At 57.7% G+C, this 21,651-nt stretch carries 28 protein-coding genes and 1 tRNA gene; 10 read left to right on the top strand and 19 right to left on the bottom strand.

Annotation, left to right across the window (positions count from 1 at the left end; all coding sequences use genetic code 11):
- Positions 1-303: 303 nt before the first annotated feature.
- The 7 genes from KSS91_RS10025 to KSS91_RS10000 all read left to right on the top strand — a co-directional run bounded on the left by KSS91_RS10025 (position 304) and on the right by KSS91_RS10000 (position 3,731).
- Positions 304-753: a tellurite resistance TerB family protein gene (locus KSS91_RS10025; protein ID WP_217837784.1), complete on the top strand. Its 450-nt coding sequence runs from the start codon at positions 304-306 to the stop codon at positions 751-753.
- Positions 750-953, top strand: coding sequence for a hypothetical protein (locus KSS91_RS10020; RefSeq protein ID WP_217838487.1), 204 nt, complete (start codon positions 750-752; stop codon positions 951-953). Before KSS91_RS10025 ends, KSS91_RS10020 begins: the two co-directional genes overlap by 4 nt.
- 65 nt (positions 954-1,018) lie before the next feature.
- The gene (gene csrA / locus KSS91_RS10015; protein ID WP_217837783.1) at positions 1,019-1,219 is read left to right on the top strand and encodes a carbon storage regulator CsrA; all 201 of its coding nucleotides are present in this window, start codon (positions 1,019-1,021) and stop codon (positions 1,217-1,219) included.
- 147 nt (positions 1,220-1,366) lie between these two features.
- A complete protein-coding gene (locus KSS91_RS10010) occupies positions 1,367-1,639 on the top strand; it encodes a hypothetical protein (RefSeq protein ID WP_217837782.1) in 273 nt (90 codons plus the stop codon).
- Positions 1,636-2,097 carry a hypothetical protein gene (locus KSS91_RS10005; RefSeq protein WP_217837781.1) on the top strand — a complete coding sequence of 154 codons (462 nt, stop codon included), beginning with the start codon at positions 1,636-1,638 and terminating at the stop codon, positions 2,095-2,097. Before KSS91_RS10010 ends, KSS91_RS10005 begins: the two co-directional genes overlap by 4 nt.
- Before the next feature lie 171 nt (positions 2,098-2,268).
- Positions 2,269-2,682, top strand: coding sequence for a hypothetical protein (locus KSS91_RS28145; protein WP_225923731.1), 414 nt, complete (start codon positions 2,269-2,271; stop codon positions 2,680-2,682).
- On the top strand, positions 2,568-3,731 hold the full coding sequence (locus KSS91_RS10000) for a tyrosine-type recombinase/integrase (protein WP_225923755.1): 1,164 nt from the start codon (positions 2,568-2,570) through the stop codon (positions 3,729-3,731). The genes KSS91_RS28145 and KSS91_RS10000 overlap by 115 nt, the downstream gene beginning before the upstream one ends.
- Before the next feature lie 69 nt (positions 3,732-3,800).
- Here the strand turns inward: KSS91_RS10000 and KSS91_RS09995 are convergent.
- The 9 genes from KSS91_RS09995 to thrS all read right to left on the bottom strand — a co-directional run bounded on the left by KSS91_RS09995 (position 3,801) and on the right by thrS (position 11,254).
- A tRNA-Pro gene (locus KSS91_RS09995) sits at positions 3,801-3,877 on the bottom strand.
- Positions 3,878-3,966: 89 nt separating this feature from the next.
- Entirely contained in the window at positions 3,967-4,323 is a 357-nt protein-coding gene (locus KSS91_RS09990; protein WP_003179985.1) for a MerR family transcriptional regulator, read from the bottom strand.
- Entirely contained in the window at positions 4,304-4,606 is a 303-nt protein-coding gene (gene ihfA / locus KSS91_RS09985; RefSeq protein WP_002553164.1) for an integration host factor subunit alpha, read from the bottom strand. The genes KSS91_RS09990 and ihfA overlap by 20 nt, the downstream gene beginning before the upstream one ends.
- Positions 4,607-4,609: 3 nt before the next feature.
- The gene (pheT, locus tag KSS91_RS09980) at positions 4,610-6,988 is read right to left on the bottom strand and encodes a phenylalanine--tRNA ligase subunit beta (protein ID WP_217837779.1); all 2,379 of its coding nucleotides are present in this window, start codon (positions 6,986-6,988) and stop codon (positions 4,610-4,612) included.
- Positions 6,989-7,014: 26 nt separating this feature from the next.
- The gene (gene pheS / locus KSS91_RS09975; RefSeq protein WP_007975711.1) at positions 7,015-8,031 is read right to left on the bottom strand and encodes a phenylalanine--tRNA ligase subunit alpha; all 1,017 of its coding nucleotides are present in this window, start codon (positions 8,029-8,031) and stop codon (positions 7,015-7,017) included.
- A 109-nt stretch (positions 8,032-8,140) separates the two neighbouring features.
- Positions 8,141-8,497, bottom strand: a complete 357-nt coding sequence (gene rplT / locus KSS91_RS09970; RefSeq protein WP_007905879.1) for a 50S ribosomal protein L20 — start codon at positions 8,495-8,497, stop codon at positions 8,141-8,143.
- 28 nt (positions 8,498-8,525) lie between these two features.
- Positions 8,526-8,720 (bottom strand): 50S ribosomal protein L35, encoded by a 195-nt coding sequence (rpmI, locus tag KSS91_RS09965; protein ID WP_002553160.1) that lies wholly within the window; start codon positions 8,718-8,720, stop codon positions 8,526-8,528.
- 60 nt (positions 8,721-8,780) lie between these two features.
- Positions 8,781-9,332 carry a translation initiation factor IF-3 gene (gene infC / locus KSS91_RS09960; RefSeq protein WP_172435703.1) on the bottom strand — a complete coding sequence of 184 codons (552 nt, stop codon included), beginning with the start codon at positions 9,330-9,332 and terminating at the stop codon, positions 8,781-8,783.
- Positions 9,332-11,254: a threonine--tRNA ligase gene (thrS, locus tag KSS91_RS09955; RefSeq protein ID WP_217837778.1), complete on the bottom strand. Its 1,923-nt coding sequence runs from the start codon at positions 11,252-11,254 to the stop codon at positions 9,332-9,334. The genes infC and thrS overlap by 1 nt, the downstream gene beginning before the upstream one ends.
- Before the next feature lie 374 nt (positions 11,255-11,628).
- On the opposite strand from thrS, the gene KSS91_RS09950 reads away from it, so the two are divergent.
- Positions 11,629-11,931, top strand: coding sequence for a hypothetical protein (locus KSS91_RS09950; protein WP_217837777.1), 303 nt, complete (start codon positions 11,629-11,631; stop codon positions 11,929-11,931).
- Between the two features lie 291 nt (positions 11,932-12,222).
- On the top strand, positions 12,223-12,435 hold the full coding sequence (locus KSS91_RS09945; protein WP_003179963.1) for a cold-shock protein: 213 nt from the start codon (positions 12,223-12,225) through the stop codon (positions 12,433-12,435).
- 70 nt (positions 12,436-12,505) lie between these two features.
- Here the strand turns inward: KSS91_RS09945 and KSS91_RS09940 are convergent, their stop codons facing one another.
- Both KSS91_RS09940 and KSS91_RS09935 read right to left on the bottom strand, forming a co-directional pair.
- A complete protein-coding gene (locus tag KSS91_RS09940) occupies positions 12,506-12,826 on the bottom strand; it encodes an I78 family peptidase inhibitor (protein WP_102674384.1) in 321 nt (106 codons plus the stop codon).
- A 169-nt stretch (positions 12,827-12,995) separates the two neighbouring features.
- The gene (locus KSS91_RS09935) at positions 12,996-13,301 is read right to left on the bottom strand and encodes a hypothetical protein (RefSeq protein ID WP_217837776.1); all 306 of its coding nucleotides are present in this window, start codon (positions 13,299-13,301) and stop codon (positions 12,996-12,998) included.
- Between the two features lie 133 nt (positions 13,302-13,434).
- Here KSS91_RS09935 and KSS91_RS09930 point away from each other — a divergent pair, with 133 nt between their 5' ends.
- Complete coding sequence (locus KSS91_RS09930; protein WP_015095845.1) at positions 13,435-13,647, top strand: hypothetical protein; 213 nt, start codon at positions 13,435-13,437, stop codon at positions 13,645-13,647.
- Positions 13,648-13,680: 33 nt separating this feature from the next.
- On the opposite strand, the gene KSS91_RS09925 is transcribed toward KSS91_RS09930, so the two are convergent.
- From KSS91_RS09925 to KSS91_RS09890, 8 genes are all read right to left on the bottom strand, one after another.
- Positions 13,681-14,709, bottom strand: coding sequence for a nucleoside hydrolase (locus KSS91_RS09925; protein WP_217837775.1), 1,029 nt, complete (start codon positions 14,707-14,709; stop codon positions 13,681-13,683).
- 43 nt (positions 14,710-14,752) lie between these two features.
- Entirely contained in the window at positions 14,753-15,157 is a 405-nt protein-coding gene (gene rbsD, locus KSS91_RS09920) for a D-ribose pyranase (RefSeq protein ID WP_015095847.1), read from the bottom strand.
- Positions 15,154-16,071, bottom strand: coding sequence for a ribokinase (rbsK, locus tag KSS91_RS09915; protein ID WP_217837774.1), 918 nt, complete (start codon positions 16,069-16,071; stop codon positions 15,154-15,156). Before rbsK ends, rbsD begins: the two co-directional genes overlap by 4 nt.
- 74 nt (positions 16,072-16,145) lie before the next feature.
- Positions 16,146-17,165, bottom strand: a complete 1,020-nt coding sequence (locus tag KSS91_RS09910; protein ID WP_217837773.1) for a LacI family DNA-binding transcriptional regulator — start codon at positions 17,163-17,165, stop codon at positions 16,146-16,148.
- Between the two features lie 3 nt (positions 17,166-17,168).
- Complete coding sequence (locus KSS91_RS09905) at positions 17,169-18,146, bottom strand: ABC transporter permease (protein WP_217837772.1); 978 nt, start codon at positions 18,144-18,146, stop codon at positions 17,169-17,171.
- Positions 18,143-19,696 (bottom strand): sugar ABC transporter ATP-binding protein, encoded by a 1,554-nt coding sequence (locus tag KSS91_RS09900; RefSeq protein ID WP_217837771.1) that lies wholly within the window; start codon positions 19,694-19,696, stop codon positions 18,143-18,145. Before KSS91_RS09900 ends, KSS91_RS09905 begins: the two co-directional genes overlap by 4 nt.
- A gap of 55 nt (positions 19,697-19,751) precedes the next feature.
- Entirely contained in the window at positions 19,752-20,723 is a 972-nt protein-coding gene (locus KSS91_RS09895) for a sugar ABC transporter substrate-binding protein (RefSeq protein ID WP_217837770.1), read from the bottom strand.
- Between the two features lie 193 nt (positions 20,724-20,916).
- Positions 20,917-21,378: a hypothetical protein gene (locus KSS91_RS09890; RefSeq protein WP_217837769.1), complete on the bottom strand. Its 462-nt coding sequence runs from the start codon at positions 21,376-21,378 to the stop codon at positions 20,917-20,919.
- Positions 21,379-21,651 lie beyond the last annotated feature (273 nt).

Raw genomic sequence — 21,651 nt, 5'->3', positions numbered from 1 at the left:
ATAAAATTTATGGGTTTACCCATTGACTAGAAATATGTGCAAGCCTATATTTTATCCCATGTCGACACATAATCGACTCAGCAGCGAAAGCCGCGCAGCTCTTTAACAGTCAGGTCAACAAACAATAGACAGGCTCCGCCAGCCAGCTCACGACATGAGCAACCTGTGCGGCAGCTCGATGGTGAAACGCCAGAACCACGTGAATGGCCTGGCAAGTAATGCACTTAGCAATAGGCCGGACAGCATCACCGCTGCACCTTGGCGACAGGTTGCATCGGGATGTACCCCACCAAAGGAAACACCATGTTCGGAATGAAAAAACTCTTCGGAAAACAAATGGGTAATGCCCAGGCCGAAATGAAGAAAGTCGTTAACCGCGACTTGATGCAGGCCATTGTCGGTGGCGGCCTATTGGTCGCTGCGGCTGATGGTGAAATTGAAGCCAGCGAGGTTTCCAAGCTGGATGAGTTGATTCGCTCCAACCCGAATTTGACGCACTTCGGCAGCGAGATCACCGAAACCATCAATCGTTTTACAGGCCAGTTAAACGCTAACTTTCAAGTAGGACGATTGGCGATCAAGCGGGAACTGGCCGACATCAAAAACTTTCCGGCCGACGCGGAGGAAGCCTTCGTCAACATTCTTGCAGTTGCCCAGGCTGACGGCCAGATCGAGCCAGCAGAGTTAGTGGTGTTGAAGGAAATAGGCATGCACTTTGGTCTGCGCCTGGCTGATTACGGTATCGAGGCGTGAGGTACTCGACAAATGCTCTGCTGATCCTGCTGGCACTGATCGTCGGCTGCATGTTGCTAAGCAACGTAGCCTCTCGGGCCACTTGCTCCTACTACGGCTTCCAGACGGACCGAGAAACCCGCTACGCCGCCTTCGTTGGCTGCATGGTGAAGCTTGACGGTGCGTGGTTCCCTCGTAATGAAATCCGCGTAATGCAGTGATGTTTCACTGATGCCGCTTTTTGCAAGGCGGCATTGGGAAACCCACTCACGCAAGGAAATGGACAATGCTGATTTTGACTCGCAAAGAAGGCGAAAGCATCAACATAGGCAACAACATCACTATCACCGTGCTGGGTGTGAGCGGCAAACAGGTACGTATCGGGACTAGCGCACCCAAGGATGTCCCGGTGCATCGAGAGGAAATCACGCAGCGCATTCAGGCGGGTTCGTCGAAGCCCGCAATGGCAACACCTGCGATCACTTAAGCAGGTCTTTTTGACACAAACAATGGCCCGGTTCCGATCGGGCTTTTTTACGCCTGCCTTTTATCAATCAGCCCTTCTGCCCAATGGCCACCAGCAGATGATCGGAGAGCTGATGAATACACCTGACCTATTCCGAGGGATCACACCATGCATCCATCATTTCAAGAGCGCATCGATGAAGTTGGTGAGCTGCTGCAACGAACAAAAACCGCCCGCTCCGGGTTCTACAGCCGTATTGATCGACGAGCCCCGGCCAAACCGGTGCGCTACCAAGTCGCCGGCAGAAGCTTCGGCATGTATCAGATTAAAGACCTCACTACCGGCAAGACTCGCGCCTTCCGTAACAAGTACAAGGCCGCTCATGACCTTGCCATGCAGTTTGAAGCCAAGGCCAATCGCCAGATTACGGTGGCGCTATGAAAAAGCGAAAGCCCAACAACATGCGTACCCGGAGAGAGCGAGCGAGCCGGGCACTGCTCAATGCCAATCACGTCGCGGTGGTCCACATCGACCCCAGCGGACGCCAAGGGATGATCAACAGGAAGACCTGCACGAGCATCCCGCCAGGACAACGCATGGCCGAAGCAGTCTGCGACGTTGCCCATCGCTGGACGATCTATGTCAGCGTCCAGTGTCGAGATCAACGCGGGCACCGCTACACCAAATCGGTAGAGGTCGCCCCTCAAGGCAATTATCTGGCCGTCCACCTCGAAGACGTGATCGAGGACACCTACAAAGTCCTGGTCGCCGAGAGCAATCCGAATCATCGAGTCGCGTCGGGCTGGATCGCCATTCCCGCGGAGATATCGCTGACTGAAGAACAGGCCGCCCAGGTGTTCGATGCCGTAGGTGCCTGGAGTCAGCAGAGAGCCGCATGATCAGACCTGCGCGGAGCGGATGACGTTCTCGCTCGGTGTGCGAATACCTGACCTCAAGTCTTTCGCGAAACGGGACAAATTGATAATTGTCATCCCCACCTCACTGCCTCCGTTTAAAACGAGAGCAAGTTCAACCACCTTCTGCCGCCACACCCCGCATGGAGTATCCCCATGGCAAACGCCACAGCGGCCAAGGCCAGTAACATCCCGCCAAGGTTCATCCGATTTATGGATGCGCCAGGCTATCTCGGCATGTGTCGGGACGAATTTAACAAAACGGTCAGGCCGAACGTACGTGAATTTCCTATTGGGAAACAGGGCGTCGCGTTTGACCGTATCGAACTCGACGAATGGGCAGACGCCTACATTGAGAGCAAGTCGATTGAAAAGGCAGCCAATCAGGACAACAATCGGCCTCGCAGCGAGCGCCAGGGTGAAGCCAAAGGAGTTAAACCATGGCGAGAAAAGCGATCTCCGGTCTCTACCAGAAGGGTGGAGTCTGGCAAATCGACAAAGTTTTCCGAGGCGAGCGCCTTCGAGAGAGCACTGGAACTGGTGACCGGCAAGAAGCCGAGCAGTACCTGATTCACCGACTGGAGCAGCTTCGACAACAGAAGGTATACGGCGTACGCCGCACCAGAACGTGGGAGGAAGCGGCGACAAGGTTTCTGATCGAGAGCAAGGACCAGCCCTCAATCAAGTTAACGGCGCATCACCTAAGCCAGCTCCACCCATATCTTAAGGATCTGCCATTGACCCACATCGATGACCAGGCACTTGAGCCGTTCATAAAGGATCGTTTAAAGGGAATGGTCTTGCCAAACGGAAAGCAATTGAAGCCGGTAGCACCTCGCACGATCAACATCTCGATCGAGCGGGTGATACGGGTACTTTCGCTTTGTGCAAGGAAGTGGCGAGATGAAGAGCGCAGGCCCTGGCTTGAATCGGTGCCGATGCTAGCCAAACTGGACCTGAAGAAAAAGGTTCGCGAGCCCTACCCTATGACATGGGAAGAGCAATCGATCCTATTCGGAGAGCTACCAGCGCACCTGCAGTCAATGGCGCTATTCAAGGTGAACACCGGCACTCGGGAGCAGGAAGTCTGCAAGCTGAGATGGGACTGGGAGATTTCGGTACCGGAACTTGGCACCAGTGTATTTCTGATCCCATCAGATTTTGGCGGGAGACACGAACGGTCCGGGGTGAAGAACGGTGATGAACGACTGGTTGTGCTCAACAGCGTGGCAAAGTCGATCATCGACAAGCAACGCGGCCTGAGCAAGGAATGGGTTTTCCCGTACAAAGATAATGCGATGCACCGGATGAACGACTCGGCCTGGAAGAAGGCGCGGATGAGAGCGGCGAAACTCTGGCAGGAGATTAACCTTCGTTCCGCTCACCCAGGTTATGCGTCTATAAGGATTCACGATCTCAAACACACGTTTGGCCGACGATTGCGCGCAGCAGGCGTAACCGAGGAAGACCGCAAGGCACTTCTTGGCCACAAGAATGGCAGCATCACCAGTCACTACTCGGGCGCTGAGCTCGGACATCTGATTGAGGCTGCGAATATGGTATCAGCAACTGATTCGCGCGGACCGGTGCTAACAATCTTGAAGAGGAGAATTGGATGAAGTCCCGAAAAACTCCCCACAAATGAAAAAGCCCAACTGGCTAGAGTTGGGCTAAGTCATTGAAAAATATGGTCGGGACGGAGTGATTCGAACACTCGACCCCTAGCACCCCATGCTAGTGCGCTACCGGACTGCGCTACGCCCCGACTAGGCGTGTTACTCATCCCTCACCTCGAGGAACGCTCAAGAATATATCGCAAGCTTTTGAAAACTGGAAGTATTTAAAAGCAGGAATTTATTTCTTGAGTACCACCAGAACATCTTCGAGCTCGGCGATCATCTGGCGGATCATTTGCTTGTATTGGGTGGTGTCGTCTTTGGCTTCATCACCGGACAAGCGCAGGCGCGCTCCGCCGATGGTGAACCCCTGGTCATAAAGAAGCGCGCGGATCTGCCGGATCATCAGCACGTCCTGGCGCTGATAATACCGGCGGTTTCCGCGGCGCTTGACCGGGTTGAGCTGAGGAAACTCCTGTTCCCAGTAGCGCAGCACGTGTGGTTTTACCGCACACAGCTCGCTGACTTCACCAATGGTGAAGTAGCGTTTGCCCGGGATGACGGGGAGCTCGTCGTTATGACTTGGTTCCAGCATAAGCCTCAACTCGGGCCTTCAACTTCTGCCCTGGACGAAAGGTGACCACACGGCGAGCCGTGATCGGGATTTCTTCCCCCGTTTTCGGATTGCGGCCAGGCCGCTGGCGTTTGTCCCGAAGGTCGAAATTGCCGAAACCGGACAATTTGACTTGTTCGTTGTCTTCGAGAGCGTGCCTGATTTCTTCAAAAAACAGTTCGACCAATTCCTTGGCCTCCCGTTTATTCAGGCCCAGCTCTTCATACAGACGTTCCGCCATCTCAGCTTTCGTCAGAGCCCCCATACGTCACTTCCTTAACGTGGCGTTCAACCTTTGTTCGAGCGAGGTGAGGATGTTTTGCGTTGCGGTATTCACCTCATCGTCATTAAGAGTGCGCGATGGATGCTGCCAGGTCAAGCCGACTGCGAGGCTTTTTCTATCAGGATCAATGCCTTTACCCTGATACACGTCAAATAGCCTGAGGTCTGTCAGCCATTCGCCTGCATTTTCACGGATTACGTCCAGTACAGCCGTGGCTGCAACATCTTTGTGCGCAATCAGTGCAAGGTCACGACGCACTTCAGGAAAGCGCGATAACTCGTGGAATTTAGGCATTTTGCCCGACGCGACTTCCGCCAGAACCAATTCGAAGACGAAGACCGGACGGTCGAGACCGAGGGTTTTCGACAATTCGGGGTGGATCGCGCCAATGAAGCCGACCAGACGACCATCGCGTTCGATGCGTGCGGTTTGACCCGGGTGCAATGCCGGGTGCTTGCCTGGCACGAAAGTGAACGCATCCAGGGCACCGGCGAAGCCCAGCACCGCTTCCACGTCAGCCTTGACGTCAAAGAAGTCGACGGTATCGCGACCCTGCGCCCAGCCTTCCGGCAAGCGACTGCCGCAAACCACACCCGCCAGCATCGGCTCTTGCTTCAGGCCTTCGAGCTGACCGACAAAACGCAGGCCGCTTTCGAACAGACGTACGCGATCCTGCTGGCGGTTCAGGTTGTGCTGAAGCGCCTTGACCAGACCCGGCCACAAGGACGAACGCATGGCGGCCATGTCATTGGAGATCGGATTGGCGAGCAGCAACGGCTCAACACCCGGATTAAACAGTTCGAACTGTTTCGGATCGATGAAGCTGTAGGTAATCGCTTCCTGATATCCACGGGCAACCAGCAGGCGGCGCAGTTCAGGCAGATCGCTACGGGCTTCGGCCTTGGCTTGCGGCGCCAGACGCGCTTGCGGATAACGAACCGGCAGACGGTTGTAGCCGTACAGGCGTGCCAGTTCTTCGATCAGGTCGACTTCCAGGCTGATATCGAAGCGATGGCTTGGCACTTCTACACGCCACTGCCCTGCCCCGTCAGCAGTAATGGCCAGGCCCAAGGCATTGAGCAGACGCTCCACTTCAACCGAATCCATTTCCATACCCAGCATCTGGGTAATGCGCTGGGCACGCAGGGTGACCGGAGCAATTTTCGGCAGGTGCTGTTCACTGACGGTCTCGATGATCGGACCCGCTTCACCGCCGGTGATTTCCAGCAGCAGGCCAGTCGCGCGCTCCATGGCCTCGCGGGCCAGTTGCCAGTCCACGCCACGCTCATAGCGATGGGATGCATCGGTGTGCAGGCCATAGGAACGGGCCTTGCCTGCCACGGCGATCTGGTCGAAGAAGGCGCTTTCCAGGAACACATCACGCGTGGTCGCGGACACACTGCTGTGCTCGCCACCCATGACGCCGGCGATTGCCAGTGCGCGGGAGTGGTCGGCAATCACCAGCGTATCGCTACGCAGGCTGACTTCCTGACCGTCGAGCAGCACCAGCTTCTCACCGTCTTCGGCCATGCGTACACGGATGCCGCCGTTGATTTCGGCGAGATCGAAGGCGTGCAGTGGCTGACCCAGCTCCAGCATCACGTAGTTGGTGATGTCGACGGCAGCATCGATGCTGCGCACATCTGCGCGACGCAGGCGCTCGACCATCCACAGCGGCGTAGGCCTGGACAGGTCGACGTTACGGATCACACGCCCCAGATAACGCGGGCACGCGGCTGGCGCCAGTACTTCTACCGAGCGCACTTCGTCGTGCGCGGCAGGAACCGAAGCCACTACCGGACGGCTGACCGGAGCGGCGTACAAAGCACCCACCTCACGAGCCAGACCGGCCAGGGACAGGCAGTCGCCGCGGTTCGGGGTCAGGTCGACCTCGATGCTGGCGTCTTCCAGATCCAGGTAAACGCGGAAATCTTCGCCCACCGGCGCATCGGCCGGCAGTTCCATCAGACCGTCGTTACCTTCACCGACCTGCAGCTCGGATTGCGAGCACAGCATGCCGTTGGATTCAACGCCACGCAGCTTGGCCTTCTTGATCTTGAAGTCACCTGGCAACTCGGCGCCGATCATGGCGAAAGGAATCTTCAGGCCCGGGCGCACGTTGGGCGCACCGCAAACCACCTGGAAGGTTTCCGAGCCGTTGCTGACCTGGCATACGCGCAGCTTGTCGGCGTCCGGGTGCTGCTCGGTGCTCAGCACCTCGCCAACCACCACGCCACTGAAAACACCGGCGGCCGGCGTAACGCTATCGACCTCAAGACCGGCCATCGACAGACGAGCAACCAGCTCGTCGCGACTTACCTGCGGGCTAACCCAGCCACGCAGCCATTGTTCACTGAATTTCATCCTGCTCTCCTAAGAATTCGTTACGACTAGCGAAATTGCGCGAGGAACCGCAAGTCGTTGTCGAAGAACAGACGCAAGTCGTTCACGCCGTAACGCAGCATGGCCAGACGCTCAACGCCCATGCCGAAGGCAAAGCCCGAGAACTCTTCCGGGTCGATACCGGACATGCGCAGCACGTTCGGGTGAACCATGCCGCAACCCATCACTTCCAGCCAGCCGGTCTGCTTGCAGACGCGGCAGCCTTTACCGCTGCACATCACGCATTCCATGTCGACTTCAGCGGATGGCTCGGTGAACGGGAAGTAAGAAGGACGGAAACGCACCGCCAGCTCTTTTTCGAAGAACACCCGCAGGAATTCTTCGATGGTGCCTTTGAGGTCGGCGAAATTGATGTCGCGATCGATCAGCAGGCCTTCGACCTGGTGGAACATCGGCGAGTGGGTGATATCGGAGTCGCTGCGGTATACGCGGCCTGGGCAGACGATGCGGATCGGCGGCTGTTTCGACTCCATGGTGCGGACCTGTACCGGTGAGGTATGGGTGCGCAACAGCATGTTCGCATTGAAATAGAAGGTGTCATGCATCGACCGGGCCGGGTGATGGCCTGGGATGTTGAGCGCTTCGAAGTTGTGATAGTCGTCTTCGACCTCAGGGCCTTCGGCGATGCCGTAGCCGATACGGGTGAAGAACTGTTCGACGCGTTCCAGAGTGCGGGTAACCGGATGCAGACCACCGGAGGTCTGACCGCGGCCAGGCAGGGTCACGTCAATGGACTCGGCGGAGAGTTTGGCAGCCAGATCGGCTTCTTCAAACAATGCCTTGCGCGCATTAAGGACCTCTGTGACACGCTCCTTGGCAACGTTGATCAGCGCACCGACCTGCGGACGCTCTTCTGCCGGCAAATTCCCCAGGGTCTTCATCACCTGAGTCAATTCACCCTTCTTGCCAAGGTAGTGAACCCGGATTTGCTCCAGGGCATTGATATCTTCAGCGCTTTGCACAGCCTCTAGTGCTTGAGAGACGAGCGCATCCAGGTTTTCCATGTACAGACTCCAGATACAAAATAGGGGAAGAGCTTGAAGGCTCTTCCCCTATTTATGACGTTTAACACCTGGCCCCACAGATGCGAGGCCGGGTGACTGTCGGGGGTACTTAAGCCAAGGTGGCTTTAGCTTTCTCGACAATCGCAGCAAACGCCGCTTTTTCGTTCACTGCCAGATCAGCCAGAACCTTACGGTCGATCTCGATGGACGCTTTTTTCAGGCCGGCGATGAAACGGCTGTAGGACAGACCGTTGATACGAGCACCAGCGTTGATACGAGCGATCCACAGAGCGCGGAACTGACGTTTTTTCTGACGACGGTCACGGTAGGCGTATTGGCCTGCCTTGATTACCGCTTGCTTGGCAACACGGAATACGCGGGAGCGTGCGCCGTAGTAGCCTTTAGCAAGTTTCAGAATTTTTTTGTGACGCTTACGGGCAATGACGCCACGCTTTACACGAGCCATGAGTTACTTCCTCTATTCTTGACTAAAATTAACGAAGGCGCAGCATGCGCTCGACTTTTGCCACGTCAGACGGATGCAGCAAGCTGCTACCGCGCAGTTGACGCTTACGCTTGGTCGACATTTTGGTCAGGATGTGGCTCTTGAAAGCGTGCTTGTGCTTGATACCGTTAGCAGTTTTCAGAAACCGCTTAGCAGCACCACTTTTGGTCTTCATTTTTGGCATGTTCGGATACTCCGCATTCAGTTGATAAACATAATCAGAAGGCCTGCCGTGCCCTGTTGATTACTTCTTCTTTTTCGGGGCGATGACCATGATCAGCTGGCGTCCTTCCATCTTAGGATGCTGTTCGACCGAACCGTACTCGAGCAAGTCACCTTCAACTCGCTTGAGGAGTTCCATCCCCAGCTCCTGGTGGGCCATCTCACGGCCGCGGAATCGCAAGGATACCTTGGCCCTGTCCCCGTCACTCAGGAAACGTACCAGGTTGCGCAGTTTTACCTGGTAATCCCCTTCCTCCGTCCCTGGACGAAACTTGATTTCTTTAACCTGAATCTGCTTCTGGTTTTTCTTGGCCGCAGCAATCTGCTTCTTCTTTTCGAAGATCGATTTGCCGTAGTCCATCAGTTTGCAAACAGGTGGTACTGCATCGGCGGAAATTTCCACCAGATCCAGCTTGGCCTCTTCAGCCTTAAGAAGCGCGTCTTCGATTGACACAATCCCGAGCTGTTCACCTTCAGCCCCAATTAACCGAACCTCGCGTGCCGAGATATTCTCGTTGATCGGGGCTTTCGGTGCAGTTCGTTTATCTTGTCTCATTTCACGCTTAATAATAATTACTCCGAATCTTGGCGACCACGCCGGGAAACCGCTTGGGCGAGGAACTCAGCGAACTGGGCGACGGGCATCGAGCCCAGGTCAGCACCTTCACGAGTACGCACAGCGACAGTCTGCATCTCGACCTCCCGATCTCCGATAACCAAGAGATAAGGAACCTTGAGCAAAGTATGCTCGCGGATTTTAAAGCCGATCTTTTCATTTCTCAAGTCAGACTTGGCACGAAACCCGCTTTCGTTGAGAGTTTTTTCCACTTCGGCGGCAAAATCAGCCTGTTTATCAGTGATATTCATCACTACTGCCTGGGTCGGAGCCAGCCACGCAGGGAACGCACCCTCGTAGTGCTCGATCAGGATTCCGACGAACCGCTCGAAGGACCCCAGGATCGCCCGGTGCAACATCACCGGGTGCTTGCGGCTGTTGTCTTCGGAGACGTATTCGGCTCCCAGACGCACAGGCAGGTTAAAATCGAGCTGCAGGGTACCACATTGCCAGACGCGACCGAGGCAATCTTTCAGCGAGAACTCGATCTTCGGACCGTAGAACGCACCTTCGCCCGGCTGCAGATCGTACGGCAGGCCCGCGCTGTCAAGGGCTGCGGCCAGTGCCGCTTCGGCGCGATCCCAAAGCTCGTCGGAGCCGACGCGTTTTTCCGGACGAGTGGACAGCTTCATCTCGACATCTTTAAAGCCGAAATCGGCGTAGACGTCCATGGTCAGCTTGATGAACGCGGCGGACTCGGCCTGCATCTGCTCTTCGGTGCAGAAGATGTGGGCGTCGTCCTGGGTGAATGCGCGCACACGCATGATGCCGTGCAAGGCACCCGATGGCTCGTTACGGTGGCATGCACCGAACTCGGCCAGGCGCATCGGCAGCTCGCGGTAGCTCTTCAGGCCCTGGTTGAACACCTGCACGTGGCAAGGGCAGTTCATTGGCTTGATCGCGTAGTCGCGGTTTTCCGACTGGGTGGTGAACATGTTGTCGGCGTAGTTGGCCCAGTGCCCGGATTTCTCCCACAGGCTGCGGTCAACCACTTGCGGCGTCTTGATTTCGAGATAGCCGTTGTCGCGCTGAACCTTGCGCATGTATTGCTCGAGCACCTGGTACAAAGTCCAGCCGTTCGGGTGCCAGAACACCATGCCCGGCGACTCTTCCTGGGTGTGGAACAGGCCCAGGCGCTTGCCGATCTTGCGGTGGTCGCGTTTTTCGGCCTCTTCGATGCGCTGGATGTAAGCCGCCAGCTGCTTCTTGTCCGCCCATGCGGTGCCGTAGACGCGCTGCAATTGCTCGTTCTTGGCATCGCCACGCCAGTAGGCGCCGGACAGCTTGGTCAGCTTGAAGGATTTCAGGAAGCGGGTGTTCGGCACGTGCGGACCGCGGCACATGTCGACGTATTCTTCGTGATAGTACAGGCCCATGGCCTGTTCGTTCGGCATGTCCTCGACCAGGCGCAACTTGTAGTCTTCGCCACGGGCCTTGAACACTTCGATCACTTCGGCGCGCGGAGTGACTTTCTTGATCACGTCGTAATCTTTTTCGATCAGCTGCTGCATGCGCTGTTCGATGGCCGCCATGTCGTCCGGGGTGAAAGGACGCTCGAAGGCGATGTCGTAATAGAAACCTTCGTCGATGACCGGACCGATGACCATTTTGGCGGTCGGGTACAACTGTTTGACCGCATGGCCAACCAGGTGGGCGCAAGAGTGGCGAATGATCTCCAGCCCCTCTTCATCCTTTGGCGTGATGATTTGCAGCGACGCGTCGCTGTCGATGATGTCGCTGGCGTCGACCAGCTTGCCATCGACCTTGCCCGCAACGGTGGCCTTGGCCAGGCCTGCACCGATGGATGCGGCGACCTCGGCTACGGAAACCGGGTGATCGAATGAACGTTGACTGCCGTCGGGAAGAGTAATAGTTGGCATGGCGCCTCCTCTCCTAGTGGTGACCCCTACCAAAGGTCACGTGGGTTGGGATGAGCCAGTACAAGATCCGGTCCAGGCCATTCAATGACGAACGCCTGCCTTACAGCGGCAGGAGCCTTGCGGCCAACCGGAAAACCGAACCAGAGTGACTGGGATTCAAATCAGGGTTAATCGCGCATCTGCCGCTACCGGGACTGAAGGTCCATCGGAGCCTGCAAACGCCCGAGCGGGGCATGCTAGCACAGATGAACGGTGGTAGCTGCGCAGAGGCTTTCCAACGCGGCAAATCAGCTGTTTTTATGCCAGAGTGATGAACTTGAACCGCGCGTTAGCGCTCAGATAACAAGACATCGACCTCAAAGGAGCATCCTGGCATGCGTCTGAATCGTTTATTCACTGTAGTCGCACCAATCGTTCTGCTGCTGCCGCTGGCCGCCCACGCCGAATGGCCAAAAGGTGAACGCGAGAAGTACATGTCTCAGTGCGTTCCTGCGGCCGCGCAAAAAATCGGTGAAGCCGCGGCCAAAGCCCACTGCGCTTGTGGTGCGGATGCAATCAAGTCGTTCCCGGCCAGCGACATCCAGGCATTGATGGATAACAAAGCCAGTGACGCCATGAAACAGAAAGCCTTTGACCAAATTGCAGCCTGCAAGGCTGGGAATAAACCGAAAAAATAAGCACAGATCGGCGTTTTCAACCCTGTTTTACTGGCAAAAAGCCCCCGAAACAGGCCATTCCGTACAATTTATGCAGGTTTTACAGCTTTTTTTATCGCCTTCACTTTCGGCTAGAAGCCTTATAAAACGGGGCTTCCAGCCATTTCAAGGCATAAAGAAACCACGACTGATCGGCAAACAGCTCACCCGGGGGGGTCCCAAACCGAACATTTCGACTATGATACTCGGGTGTGCCCAGTTGGCCTGAGCAGCACAGTACTACTGAAAATATATGTTTCTTGGAGATACACCATGTCTAATCGCCAAACCGGCACCGTTAAATGGTTCAACGATGAAAAAGGCTTCGGCTTCATCACTCCTCAAGGTGGCGGTGACGACCTGTTCGTACACTTCAAAGCTATCGAAAGCGACGGTTTCAAAAGCCTGAAAGAAGGCCAGACTGTTTCCTTCGTGGCTGAGAAAGGCCAAAAGGGTATGCAAGCTGCTCAAGTTCGCCCAGAGTAATTTCCAGGCGCACTAAAAAAACCCCGTCCATGTGACGGGGTTTTTTATGGGTGAAACAAAAGCCTGGGGATCAACCGCAGTTGACCCGGGTGACCACCCTGCTGGCATCGGTGTTCAGGTTCAGGCGATCGGAACGATACTCCAGCGTCACCATATCGGTTGGCAGCAGGAACCGCGCGCTTTGCGCCCCTGCGCGGGTACGTGCCTGCTCAAGCAGCTGCGGCGATGCCTGTTTGCCGATGGTGAACTCGGCAGCCTTCGCCTCACAGCGGCTGTGCCCCGTGTCAGTCGTCGCAACATCCGCAGGTGCCGACTCCGTAGAGGCAGTGCTGCAACCGGCCAGCGTGGCAACGGCCAGCAAAGTACCCAATGACGCGAGCTTCCAAGGCATGAAGCCTCCTTATTCAATGATTAGGCTGAGATCGTGCGACAACCAGACTGGCGTTTGGTTTCACAGGCAGGCAGTGCCAGCACCCTGCCCGCAATCCGGACGAGCCGAGATTCTGCCTGAGCGCCGCCCTCCCCTTAATCACTGAATCGTGACTGAATATGAACAACGCTCAATAGACGTCGATGTAGTCGTAAGGCGGATTGGGCCAGTTCTCTTTCAAGGCATTGAAGATCTGCATGACCCAGACTTCATCGCTGGCCGCGACCCGTCCGACATATCCGGAGCCCTTGGCCCAGGTTTCGAGCCGGAACGACAACCCGCCGATATCGGTACCGCCCACGACACCCGAGGAGATATAGGCAATGCCTCCCTTGGTGACCCGCAACTGGGTGTGCTCATCGTCACTGGCGCCGGCCAGCAACTGACGCACCGCCTCGAGGGTCAGGCCATCCGGGGAGTTCAAATCGATCTGCACAGAGTGCTCCTTGAAAATTCGACAGAAACCAAGTGTCGCATAGCCCTTCTTTCATGCCTAAGTCGACGTGTCAAAAGCCCCGCAAAATGGTTAACTCGGCACTCAGACTTCCCCCGACTTCACGAGTGCCATCATGACCACCGTAAGTATCGACGCTGACATCAAGGCAAAGTGGCAGGACGGCCACAGCTCCTACAGTCCAAGCAGCACGGAAGAGCTTGCCATTATCGGTATCGACCTGCTGGTCAGGGACCTGGGAACCGAAGCTGCCCAATCGTTCATCGAGCAGATTTTCGAGAAACATCTGTCGGACCAGAAGGCCGACACTGCCAGCGGGCGGGAGTGAACCCCGCAGGCAGACACCTGCGGGGCATGCAGCTTATTTCAGACGGGCCAGACGCTCGGTCAGCAGATCGAAGAAGCCCTGGGCATCGCCGCTTTCAACCCAGAACGCATTCTTCGGCGCTTTCAAGCCGTCATACCAGTCAACGATGGTTTGCCCGAAAGTCGGCCCCTCGCGGCTGTCGACCACCACATTGACCGGGCGGCCGCTGAACAATTGCGGCTTGAGCAGGTAAGCGACCACCGTGGCGTCATGCACCGGGCCACCCGCCATGCCGTAGTGTTCCATGTCGCCTTTGATGTATTCATTAAGAATGTCGCCCACCAAACGGCTGGCATTGTTGTTCAGCGCAGCAATCTGTTTCAGACGCGCTTCGCTGGTAAGGATCTTGTGGGTCACATCCAGCGGCAGGTAGGTCAGCTTCACGCCACTCTTGAGCACCACTTCGGCGGCTTGCGGATCGGCGAACAGGTTGAATTCGGCCACCGGCGTGATGTTGCCGCCGTTGAAGTGCGCACCGCCCATGACCACCACTTCCTTGATGCCCTGGACGATACCTGGCTCCTGGATCAGCGCCAGGGCCAGGTTGGTCTGCGGGCCAAGCATGGCGATGGTGATGCTGTGGGGCTCGGCTGACTTCAGGGTATCGATCAGATAAGTGATGGCACTGCCCTTGGCCAGGCCTTGCTTGGGCTCATGCACGGCAATGCCCGAGAGCCCTTCCTTGCCATGAATGTTCTCGGCATAGATGGGTGTGCGCATCAGGGGTTTCGGCGCGCCCGCATAGACCGGCACTTCTTCACGCCCCGCCCACTCCCGGGCCAGTCGCGCATTACGCGAGGTCTTGTCGAGGCGAACGTTGCCCGCAACCGTGGTCAGCGCCCGGACATTCAGCTCGTCCGGCGACGCCAGGGCGAACAACAAGGCAACGACATCGTCAGCCCCCGGATCGGTGTCAATGATCAAGTCGATTTTTTGTGCCGCCTGGGCGTTCGTTGCGGTAATCAGGGACAAAAGCAGCAGACTCCGGAGCAGTTGGTGCAGTTTCTGGGCATAGCGATACATGGCGCACTCCTTGTGCATGGGAAATCAAAATGCAGGCAGTCCGTCAAAACGTAACCCCGGCGAACAGCACGATGTTGCAGTACGGCTGACACTCGCCTGTACGAACAATCGCCCTTGCCTGTCGGCTCAGGACCTTGAATTGTTCATGGCTGAGCACCTCACGGCGCCCCAGTGCGCCTTCACCGTTCAGTTCATCCAGGGCAATCAGGGCCGACGGCTTCTTATCGAAAATCTCCTGAGCCAGCACATGGCTTTCGACCTGCATCTCACTGAGCACCACCTTCAAGGTGCTGACAAAATCCGGAATGCCCTGGGTCAAGGCCAGGTCGATCAATTCAACGCCCGGTGGAACCGGCAAACCGGCGTCGCCGATGACGACCATGTCGCCATGCCCCAATGAGGCGATCAGCCGCGACAAGGCGATGTTGAGCAAGGGTGTCTTTTTCATGGAGTTTTAAACGCCTGCACATCGCTCAAGGCGGGAATCGAAGGTTGCGCGCCGGCACGGGTGACCGACAGCGCCGCAGCCACCTGCCCGAAGCGGATCGCCTGCACTTCATCCTGACCCGCAGCCAACGCCGCAGCGAAACCACCGACGAACGTATCGCCCGCCGCCGTGGTGTCGACAGCCTTTACGACGGGCGCGGGGAAATGCTCGAATCGCTGGCCATCGGCAAACAGCGAACCTTGCGCACCGAGGGTGATGATCACCTTGCCAGCACCCAGGGCAATCAGCCGGGTCGCCGCGGCTTGCGCGGTCTCCAGGGAGTCCACCGACAGACCGCTCAAGGCCGACGCTTCGCTCTCGTTGGGAATCAGGTAATCGATAGACCCGTACCAGTGCGATGGCAACGGACGGCTGGCCGGCGCCGGGTTGAGGATGACCGTCTTGCCCAGCTCGCGCCCCCGCTTGAGTGCATGACCAACGGAGGCATCGGGCACTTCCAGCTGGCAGATGAGTACGTCCGCCGCTTGTATCACCGAATCAAAACGGTCAATGGCTTCAGCGGTCAATGCACCGTTGGCACCAGGGACGATCACGATGGTGTTCTGACTGCTGTCGTCGACCACAATCAATGCCACGCCGCTGGAACCGTCAATGGTGCTCACCGCCTGGCAATCGATCTGCTCGGCCAACAGCGCCCCGCGCAACGCCTCACCATAGGCGTCATTGCCCACACAACCGATCATCGACACCTGGGCTCCGAGCCGTGCCGCAGCCACAGCCTGATTGGCGCCCTTGCCGCCGGAGACGGTGGCAAACGACTGACCAATCAGCGTTTCACCACCCCTGGGCAAACGCGGCGCCCGGGTCACCAGGTCCATGTTCAAACTGCCTATTACCACTACTTTTGCTGGCATACGTTGCTACTCATCGATTCTGTTTCGGCGACGCTGTCGGTTCAGCGGCTCTCTGTTTTCAACGGCTTTCTGTTTCAACGGAAGTGGTCAAACACGCCGGACAACGGCGCCGTCGATTCACGGATGACAATACTCGGCGTCACGATCCGCTGATCGGTCGCCAGGCCCGACGTGGCGATTCGCCGTAAAAGCACTTCGGCAGCCATTTCACCGAGCTGCAGGATCGATTGCCCCACCGTAGTCAACGACGGGTAGACATACCGACTCATCTGGATATCGTCGAAGCCGATCACCGACAACTCGCTCGGTACGCGAATATTGCGCTCGGCGGCGGCCCGCAGCACACCGATGCCGATCATGTCGTTGGCGGCAAAAATGGCGGTAGGCGGATGGCTTTCCAGCAAAATCGCGGCAGCGCTGTAACCGCCGGTGCTGGTGAAATCGCTTGCCAGCATGCGTTCGGGGGAGACTTCGACGCCCGCCTCCTTCAAGGCCCGGCGATAACCCGCCAGACGCATCTGCGCCACACTGGTATTTACCGGTCCGCTGATCGTGGCGATATCCCGGTGACCCAACTCCAACAGGTGTCGGGTGGCCAGGTATGCGCCGTATTCATGGTCGATGCGCACCAGGTCGGCATCGACACCGTCCAGTCCGCGGTCGACGATCACCATGGGAGTGCGTACGCCTTTCAGACCTTGTACCAGGCCACTGTCGCCGCCGGCCGAGGCGAAGATCAGGCCGTCGATGCGTTTTTCCAGCAACACACGCAGGTAGCTGCGCTGCTTGTCCGGATTGTCGTCGGAGTTGCACAGGATCACGCAGTAACCGTTTCGCTCGCAGTAATCCTCAATCCCCCGGGCCAGCTCGGCGAAGTACGGGTTGAGGCTGTTGGGGACCAACAGGCCGATGGTCGCCGTGGTCTTGGCCTTGAGTGAACGGGCCACGGCGCTGGGGACGTAGTCGAGGGTCTTGATCGCGGCCTCGACCTTGATCCGGACCTCTTCACTGACCGGGCGGGTCTTGTTCACCACATGGGAAACCGTGGTGTAGGAAATGCCGGCAAGGGCTGCCACATCTTTGATAGTCGCCATGACTCAGGTCCGCCGGCTTGCGCGTTGACTGCGATAAGTGTCCAGCACCACCGCGACCACAATCACGGCGCCGGTAATGATGCGTTTGGTCGGTTCGGTTGCCCCGATCTGCGCCAGCCCCGCGGCCAGCACGGAAATGATCAGGACGCCAAAAAACGTGCTGATCACCGAGCCGCGCCCGCCCATCAGGCTGGTCCCGCCAATCACCACGGCGGCGATCACCTGCAACTCAAGACCGGAGCCGGCATTCGGGTCGGCGGCTTCCAGGCGAGAAATCTGGAACAGCGCGGCAATGCCGGCCAGCAACCCCATCAGGCTGAAAACCAGGATTTTATAGGGCTTCGGATTGATCCCCGCCAGCCGCACGGCCTCTTCGTTGGTGCCGATACCGATCAGGTAGCGACCGAACACCGTGCGGGTCAACACGGCCTGGGCGATGAATATGATCAGCAACGCAATGATGAACGAGGGTGAAATGCCGAAGGCGATCGGATTGGACAACCAGGCGAACGCATCGCCGATGTAGGCCGTACGCGAACCGGTCATCTGGTACGCCACTCCGCGCGCCATTTCCAGCACGCCCAGGGAGACGATGAACGACGGTATCCGCCACGCCACCGTGATCGAGCCGGTGATGGTGCCTGCGAGCGCCGCGACGGCCATGCCGAGCAACGCTGCGGGCAGCACGCTCCAGCCCCAGCCCAGTATCGCCACGCTGACGGTCGAGGCTGCCAGTGCCAGCACCGAACCCACCGACAGGTCGATGCCTCCGATGATCAACACAAAGGTCATGCCGACTGCCAGCACCATCAGGTCCGGAATCTGGTTGGCCAGGGTGCTGAACGTATCGTAGGACAGGAAGTGACTGCTCAACACCGAGAACAGCACAATCATCGCCAACAAGGCACCCGCCAGGCCCAGATAGGTGCCCAGGCCATAGAAGTTGCCACTGCGTGTGCCGGCCAAAGAAGCGGTTTTCATGGAAGATCCCTAGGCGCGGCGTCGAAGCGCTGCGCATCACGTTTTTGATAGCCGGCAAAAGCAGCGGCGAGCAACTCATCCTGGGTCCAGCTGTCGCGATCGAACGTATCGATCAGGCTTCCTGCCGACAGCACACCGATCCGGTCGCAGATCAGCATCAGCTCGCGCAAGTCGCTGGAAACCACCACCAGCGCCTTGCCCTTGCGGGTCAATTCACCGAGCAGGTTGTAGATATCGAATTTGGCGCCGACGTCGATGCCACGGGTCGGTTCGTCGAACAGCAGTACCGAGCAATCGCGCTCCAGCCAGCGACCGATGACGACTTTTTGCTGGTTACCGCCGGACAGCTCGGACACCAACTGTGCCGGACCGGAGCTGCGAATGCGCATGGCGTCGATCTGCCGCTGGGCCAGGGCGTTTTCGCCATCGTTGTCGACAAAGCCGGCGCTGGAGATGGCGGGCATGTTGCCCAAGGCGATATTGGCACCGATCGACTGCGTCAACAAAAGACCTTCGCCCTTGCGATCTTCGGTGATCAGCGCGATGCCATGCCCGACCGCATCCACTGGCGAACGCACAGTGATGACCTGCGCCGGCGAGCCCAGGGCTATCGTGCCGCTGTCGGCGATATCGGCACCGAAGATCAGGCGCAACAACTCGGTGCGCCCCGCGCCGATCAAACCGGAAATGCCGAAAATCTCTCCGGCACGCACTTCGAACGACACGTCGCGAACCTTGTCGGATCGGGTCAGGCCCTTGACCGTCAACACCGGGGCGCCGATCTTGCGCGCCCCCATATCGATGTGTTCACCGAGTTCGCGACCGACCATCAGGGTGACCAGTTGTTCGCTGTTGTAGTTGGCCATTGGCGCGACACAGACCAGATTGCCGTCGCGCAGCACGGCAATGCGTTGCGCGACCCGCGCCAGCTCTTCGAGGCGATGAGAGATATAGATGATCGATACGCCGCGAGCCTGCAGGCGGGTGATCTGCTCGAACAGCATTTCGACTTCGCGTGCAGTGAGCATCGCGGTGGGCTCATCGAGAATCAGCACATGACAATCGCCGATCAGGTTGCGGGCGATCTCCACCATTTGCTGGTGACCGATGCCCAGTTCGCCGACCAGGGTATCCGGGTCAATGGCGTCGAGCCCGACCTGAGCCATGGCCTCGATGGCAGCCTTGCGCAATTGCTTGCGACTGATCCAGCCGCCGTTGTTGGGCAGATTGTGAAGGAACAGGTTTTCCGCCACCGACAGGGTCGGCAGCAGATTGAGTTCCTGCATGACCATGCGGATGCCGAGGTTTTCCGCCTGGCTCCGGCTGCCCGGACGATAGGCCTGCCCCTGAAACTGCATCTGCCCGGTGGTCGGCGCGACCAGCCCGCCAATGATTTTCGACAGCGTGCTTTTGCCTGCGCCGTTCTCGCCGGTAAGCGCCAGCACTTCACCGCGCATGAGCGTCAGATCAATGCCGGCCAGAACCGGTTGGGCGTAGGTCTTGCCGATACCGCTGACCGAGAGGACAGCGTTCGTAGCGCAAGCGGACATAAAAACTCTCCACGCGCCCGTCCGGCTGGACGAGCGCCGTTGCGTCGCCAGAAGGTTACTGTGTGACCGACTCTTTGGTGACCAACTCTACCGGCGTTTCGATCACGCCATTGGCGCCGCCGTCGACTTTCTCGCCCTTGAGAATCTTCAATGCCGTCTCGATGCCGAACACCGCCTGCCTGGCTGCAAACTGGTCGGCAGTGGCGAGCACCCGACCATCCTTGAGCATCGGCTGGATGGCATTGATATTGTCGTAGCCGACCACTTGCACCTTGCCGGCCTTGCCCGCGGCGCGCACGGCAGACACCGCGCCGACCGCCATGCTGTCGTTGCCGGCCAACAGGGCCTTGGTTTGCGGGTATTCGCTGAGAATCGAGGCGGCCACCTTGTTGCCTTTGTCGATTTCCCAGTCACCGGATTGCAGCGACACGACCTTGATCTGCGCCGCCTCCATCGCATCCTTGAAACCTGCGGTGCGCTGCTGGGCATTGGTGGTGGTGGACACACCTTCGATGATGCCGACTTCGTCACCGGCCTTCAGCTGTTTGGCCAGGTAATCGCCGACCAGGCGTGCACCCTTGCGGTTGTCCGGGCCTACGAACGGAACACTGATGTTTTTGCTTTTGACGACGGCGGGGTCCAGCTGGTTGTCGATGTTGATCACGGTGATACCGGCATCGATGGCTTTCTTGATCACCGGCACCATGGCCTTGGAATCTGCCGGCGCAATCACCAGCGCATTGACCTTGGCCAGGATCATCTGCTCGACGATACGCGTCTGGCCTGCGGTGTCGGTTTCATCCTTGATGCCGTTGGAGATCAGCTCGAATTCGCCGGAGTGATCTTTCTGATAGGCCTTGGCGCCGTCTTCCATGGTCAGGAAAAACTCATTGGCCAGGGATTTCATGACCAGTGCGACTTTCGGTTTATCTGTGGTTTCAGCGAAGGCAGAGCAGACAGGCAGTGCAGCGGATGCGGCAGCCAGCACAGCGACAGCGAGAAGACGTCCAGCAAATGGCAGCTTCATGGGTTCACTCCGATCTTATGATTATTGTGAGCAACGCTTGCGCCGGCGTAAGCTTCACGACCCACTGTGATGGAAAGCCATTACAGCGAGTCGCGCAAACGTTTGCGTGACCCAGACTATGCGAATCCTGCCGGTATTTGTCAACGTCCTGAAAAGTGCTTTCAGAGAGGATTGGCGAAAAACGGCATTCAGCTCATGCCGTGGTGTTGATCACCGATCCCGTGCCGGAACCCTTGCTCATCTCTTTGATCAGACTCGCGCTCACCTGCAGGATGGCGCCGTTGGTTTGGGCGACCTGCCCCTGAATGGCCGCTACCGCGGTGGTCTTGGCTTCCGGGGTCGGATAGGACGTCGCCTGGGCCTGGGCCAATTGCTGCTGTTGCTCACGCAATTGCTGCTGCAACTCCTTCAGGCGCTTGAGCAGGACCTTCACCGCAACACTGGTGTTATCGCTGGTTTCCGATTCGGCCTGTGCTCCGGCACTTTGTCCCAGACCTACCGGACCGGTTTTAACCTGGGCGCCGTCGCCTTCCTTTACACCCAGCGCTTTGGCAGCCGCACCCTCTGTTGCATCGCCCAAGGCACGAATGGTCGCCGCAGACTTCCCCCCGATGGTGATGCCCGCGGCATTCGGAAAACCAATAGATAACGACATGTGAACTCCTGCAGAAATAGATCCCTTGAAGGAGCATCGACCGACGCGCGCTTTTCTTTAGTCGTTAACGACGATTTGACACCTTTAAATCTTAAACATGACCGCCATCCGTTTCGGAGAGCCGAACGCAAAAGTTAAACATGTTCGGCAATCCGGACGCCCGGCCCCGGAACCGCCTTCGGACACAAACTGTAATACCGTTACAAATCATTAAGTTGCGCGTATTTTTCGATTCAAGGTTTTACTGGTACAGATCCTGCTCTCTTCCTCGCA

The organism is Pseudomonas azerbaijanorientalis (genome assembly GCF_019139795.1).
Classification (GTDB): Bacteria; Pseudomonadota; Gammaproteobacteria; order Pseudomonadales; family Pseudomonadaceae; genus Aquipseudomonas; species Aquipseudomonas laurylsulfatiphila.
This window is presented reverse-complemented; position numbering and strand designations above follow the sequence as displayed.

Bases quoted from the DNA above. Each gene is read 5' to 3' on its own strand.
- KSS91_RS10025 (WP_217837784.1), top strand. From the start codon at position 304: ATGTTCGGAATGAAAAAACTCTTCGGAAAACAAATGGGTAATGCCCAG.
- csrA (WP_217837783.1), top strand. From the start codon at position 1,019: ATGCTGATTTTGACTCGCAAAGAAGGCGAAAGCATCAACATAGGCAAC.
- KSS91_RS10010 (WP_217837782.1), top strand. From the start codon at position 1,367: ATGCATCCATCATTTCAAGAGCGCATCGATGAAGTTGGTGAGCTGCTG.
- KSS91_RS10005 (WP_217837781.1), top strand. From the start codon at position 1,636: ATGAAAAAGCGAAAGCCCAACAACATGCGTACCCGGAGAGAGCGAGCG.
- KSS91_RS28145 (WP_225923731.1), top strand. From the start codon at position 2,269: ATGGCAAACGCCACAGCGGCCAAGGCCAGTAACATCCCGCCAAGGTTC.
- KSS91_RS09990 (WP_003179985.1), bottom strand. From the start codon at position 4,323: ATGCTGGAACCAAGTCATAACGACGAGCTCCCCGTCATCCCGGGCAAA.
- ihfA (WP_002553164.1), bottom strand. From the start codon at position 4,606: ATGGGGGCTCTGACGAAAGCTGAGATGGCGGAACGTCTGTATGAAGAG.
- pheT (WP_217837779.1), bottom strand. From the start codon at position 6,988: ATGAAATTCAGTGAACAATGGCTGCGTGGCTGGGTTAGCCCGCAGGTA.
- pheS (WP_007975711.1), bottom strand. From the start codon at position 8,031: ATGGAAAACCTGGATGCGCTCGTCTCTCAAGCACTAGAGGCTGTGCAA.
- rplT (WP_007905879.1), bottom strand. From the start codon at position 8,497: ATGGCTCGTGTAAAGCGTGGCGTCATTGCCCGTAAGCGTCACAAAAAA.
- rpmI (WP_002553160.1), bottom strand. From the start codon at position 8,720: ATGCCAAAAATGAAGACCAAAAGTGGTGCTGCTAAGCGGTTTCTGAAA.
- thrS (WP_217837778.1), bottom strand. From the start codon at position 11,254: ATGCCAACTATTACTCTTCCCGACGGCAGTCAACGTTCATTCGATCAC.
- KSS91_RS09950 (WP_217837777.1), top strand. From the start codon at position 11,629: ATGCGTCTGAATCGTTTATTCACTGTAGTCGCACCAATCGTTCTGCTG.
- KSS91_RS09945 (WP_003179963.1), top strand. From the start codon at position 12,223: ATGTCTAATCGCCAAACCGGCACCGTTAAATGGTTCAACGATGAAAAA.
- KSS91_RS09940 (WP_102674384.1), bottom strand. From the start codon at position 12,826: ATGCCTTGGAAGCTCGCGTCATTGGGTACTTTGCTGGCCGTTGCCACG.
- KSS91_RS09930 (WP_015095845.1), top strand. From the start codon at position 13,435: ATGACCACCGTAAGTATCGACGCTGACATCAAGGCAAAGTGGCAGGAC.
- KSS91_RS09925 (WP_217837775.1), bottom strand. From the start codon at position 14,709: ATGTATCGCTATGCCCAGAAACTGCACCAACTGCTCCGGAGTCTGCTG.
- rbsD (WP_015095847.1), bottom strand. From the start codon at position 15,157: ATGAAAAAGACACCCTTGCTCAACATCGCCTTGTCGCGGCTGATCGCC.
- rbsK (WP_217837774.1), bottom strand. From the start codon at position 16,071: ATGCCAGCAAAAGTAGTGGTAATAGGCAGTTTGAACATGGACCTGGTG.
- KSS91_RS09910 (WP_217837773.1), bottom strand. From the start codon at position 17,165: ATGGCGACTATCAAAGATGTGGCAGCCCTTGCCGGCATTTCCTACACC.
- KSS91_RS09905 (WP_217837772.1), bottom strand. From the start codon at position 18,146: ATGAAAACCGCTTCTTTGGCCGGCACACGCAGTGGCAACTTCTATGGC.
- KSS91_RS09900 (WP_217837771.1), bottom strand. From the start codon at position 19,696: ATGTCCGCTTGCGCTACGAACGCTGTCCTCTCGGTCAGCGGTATCGGC.
- KSS91_RS09895 (WP_217837770.1), bottom strand. From the start codon at position 20,723: ATGAAGCTGCCATTTGCTGGACGTCTTCTCGCTGTCGCTGTGCTGGCT.
- KSS91_RS09890 (WP_217837769.1), bottom strand. From the start codon at position 21,378: ATGTCGTTATCTATTGGTTTTCCGAATGCCGCGGGCATCACCATCGGG.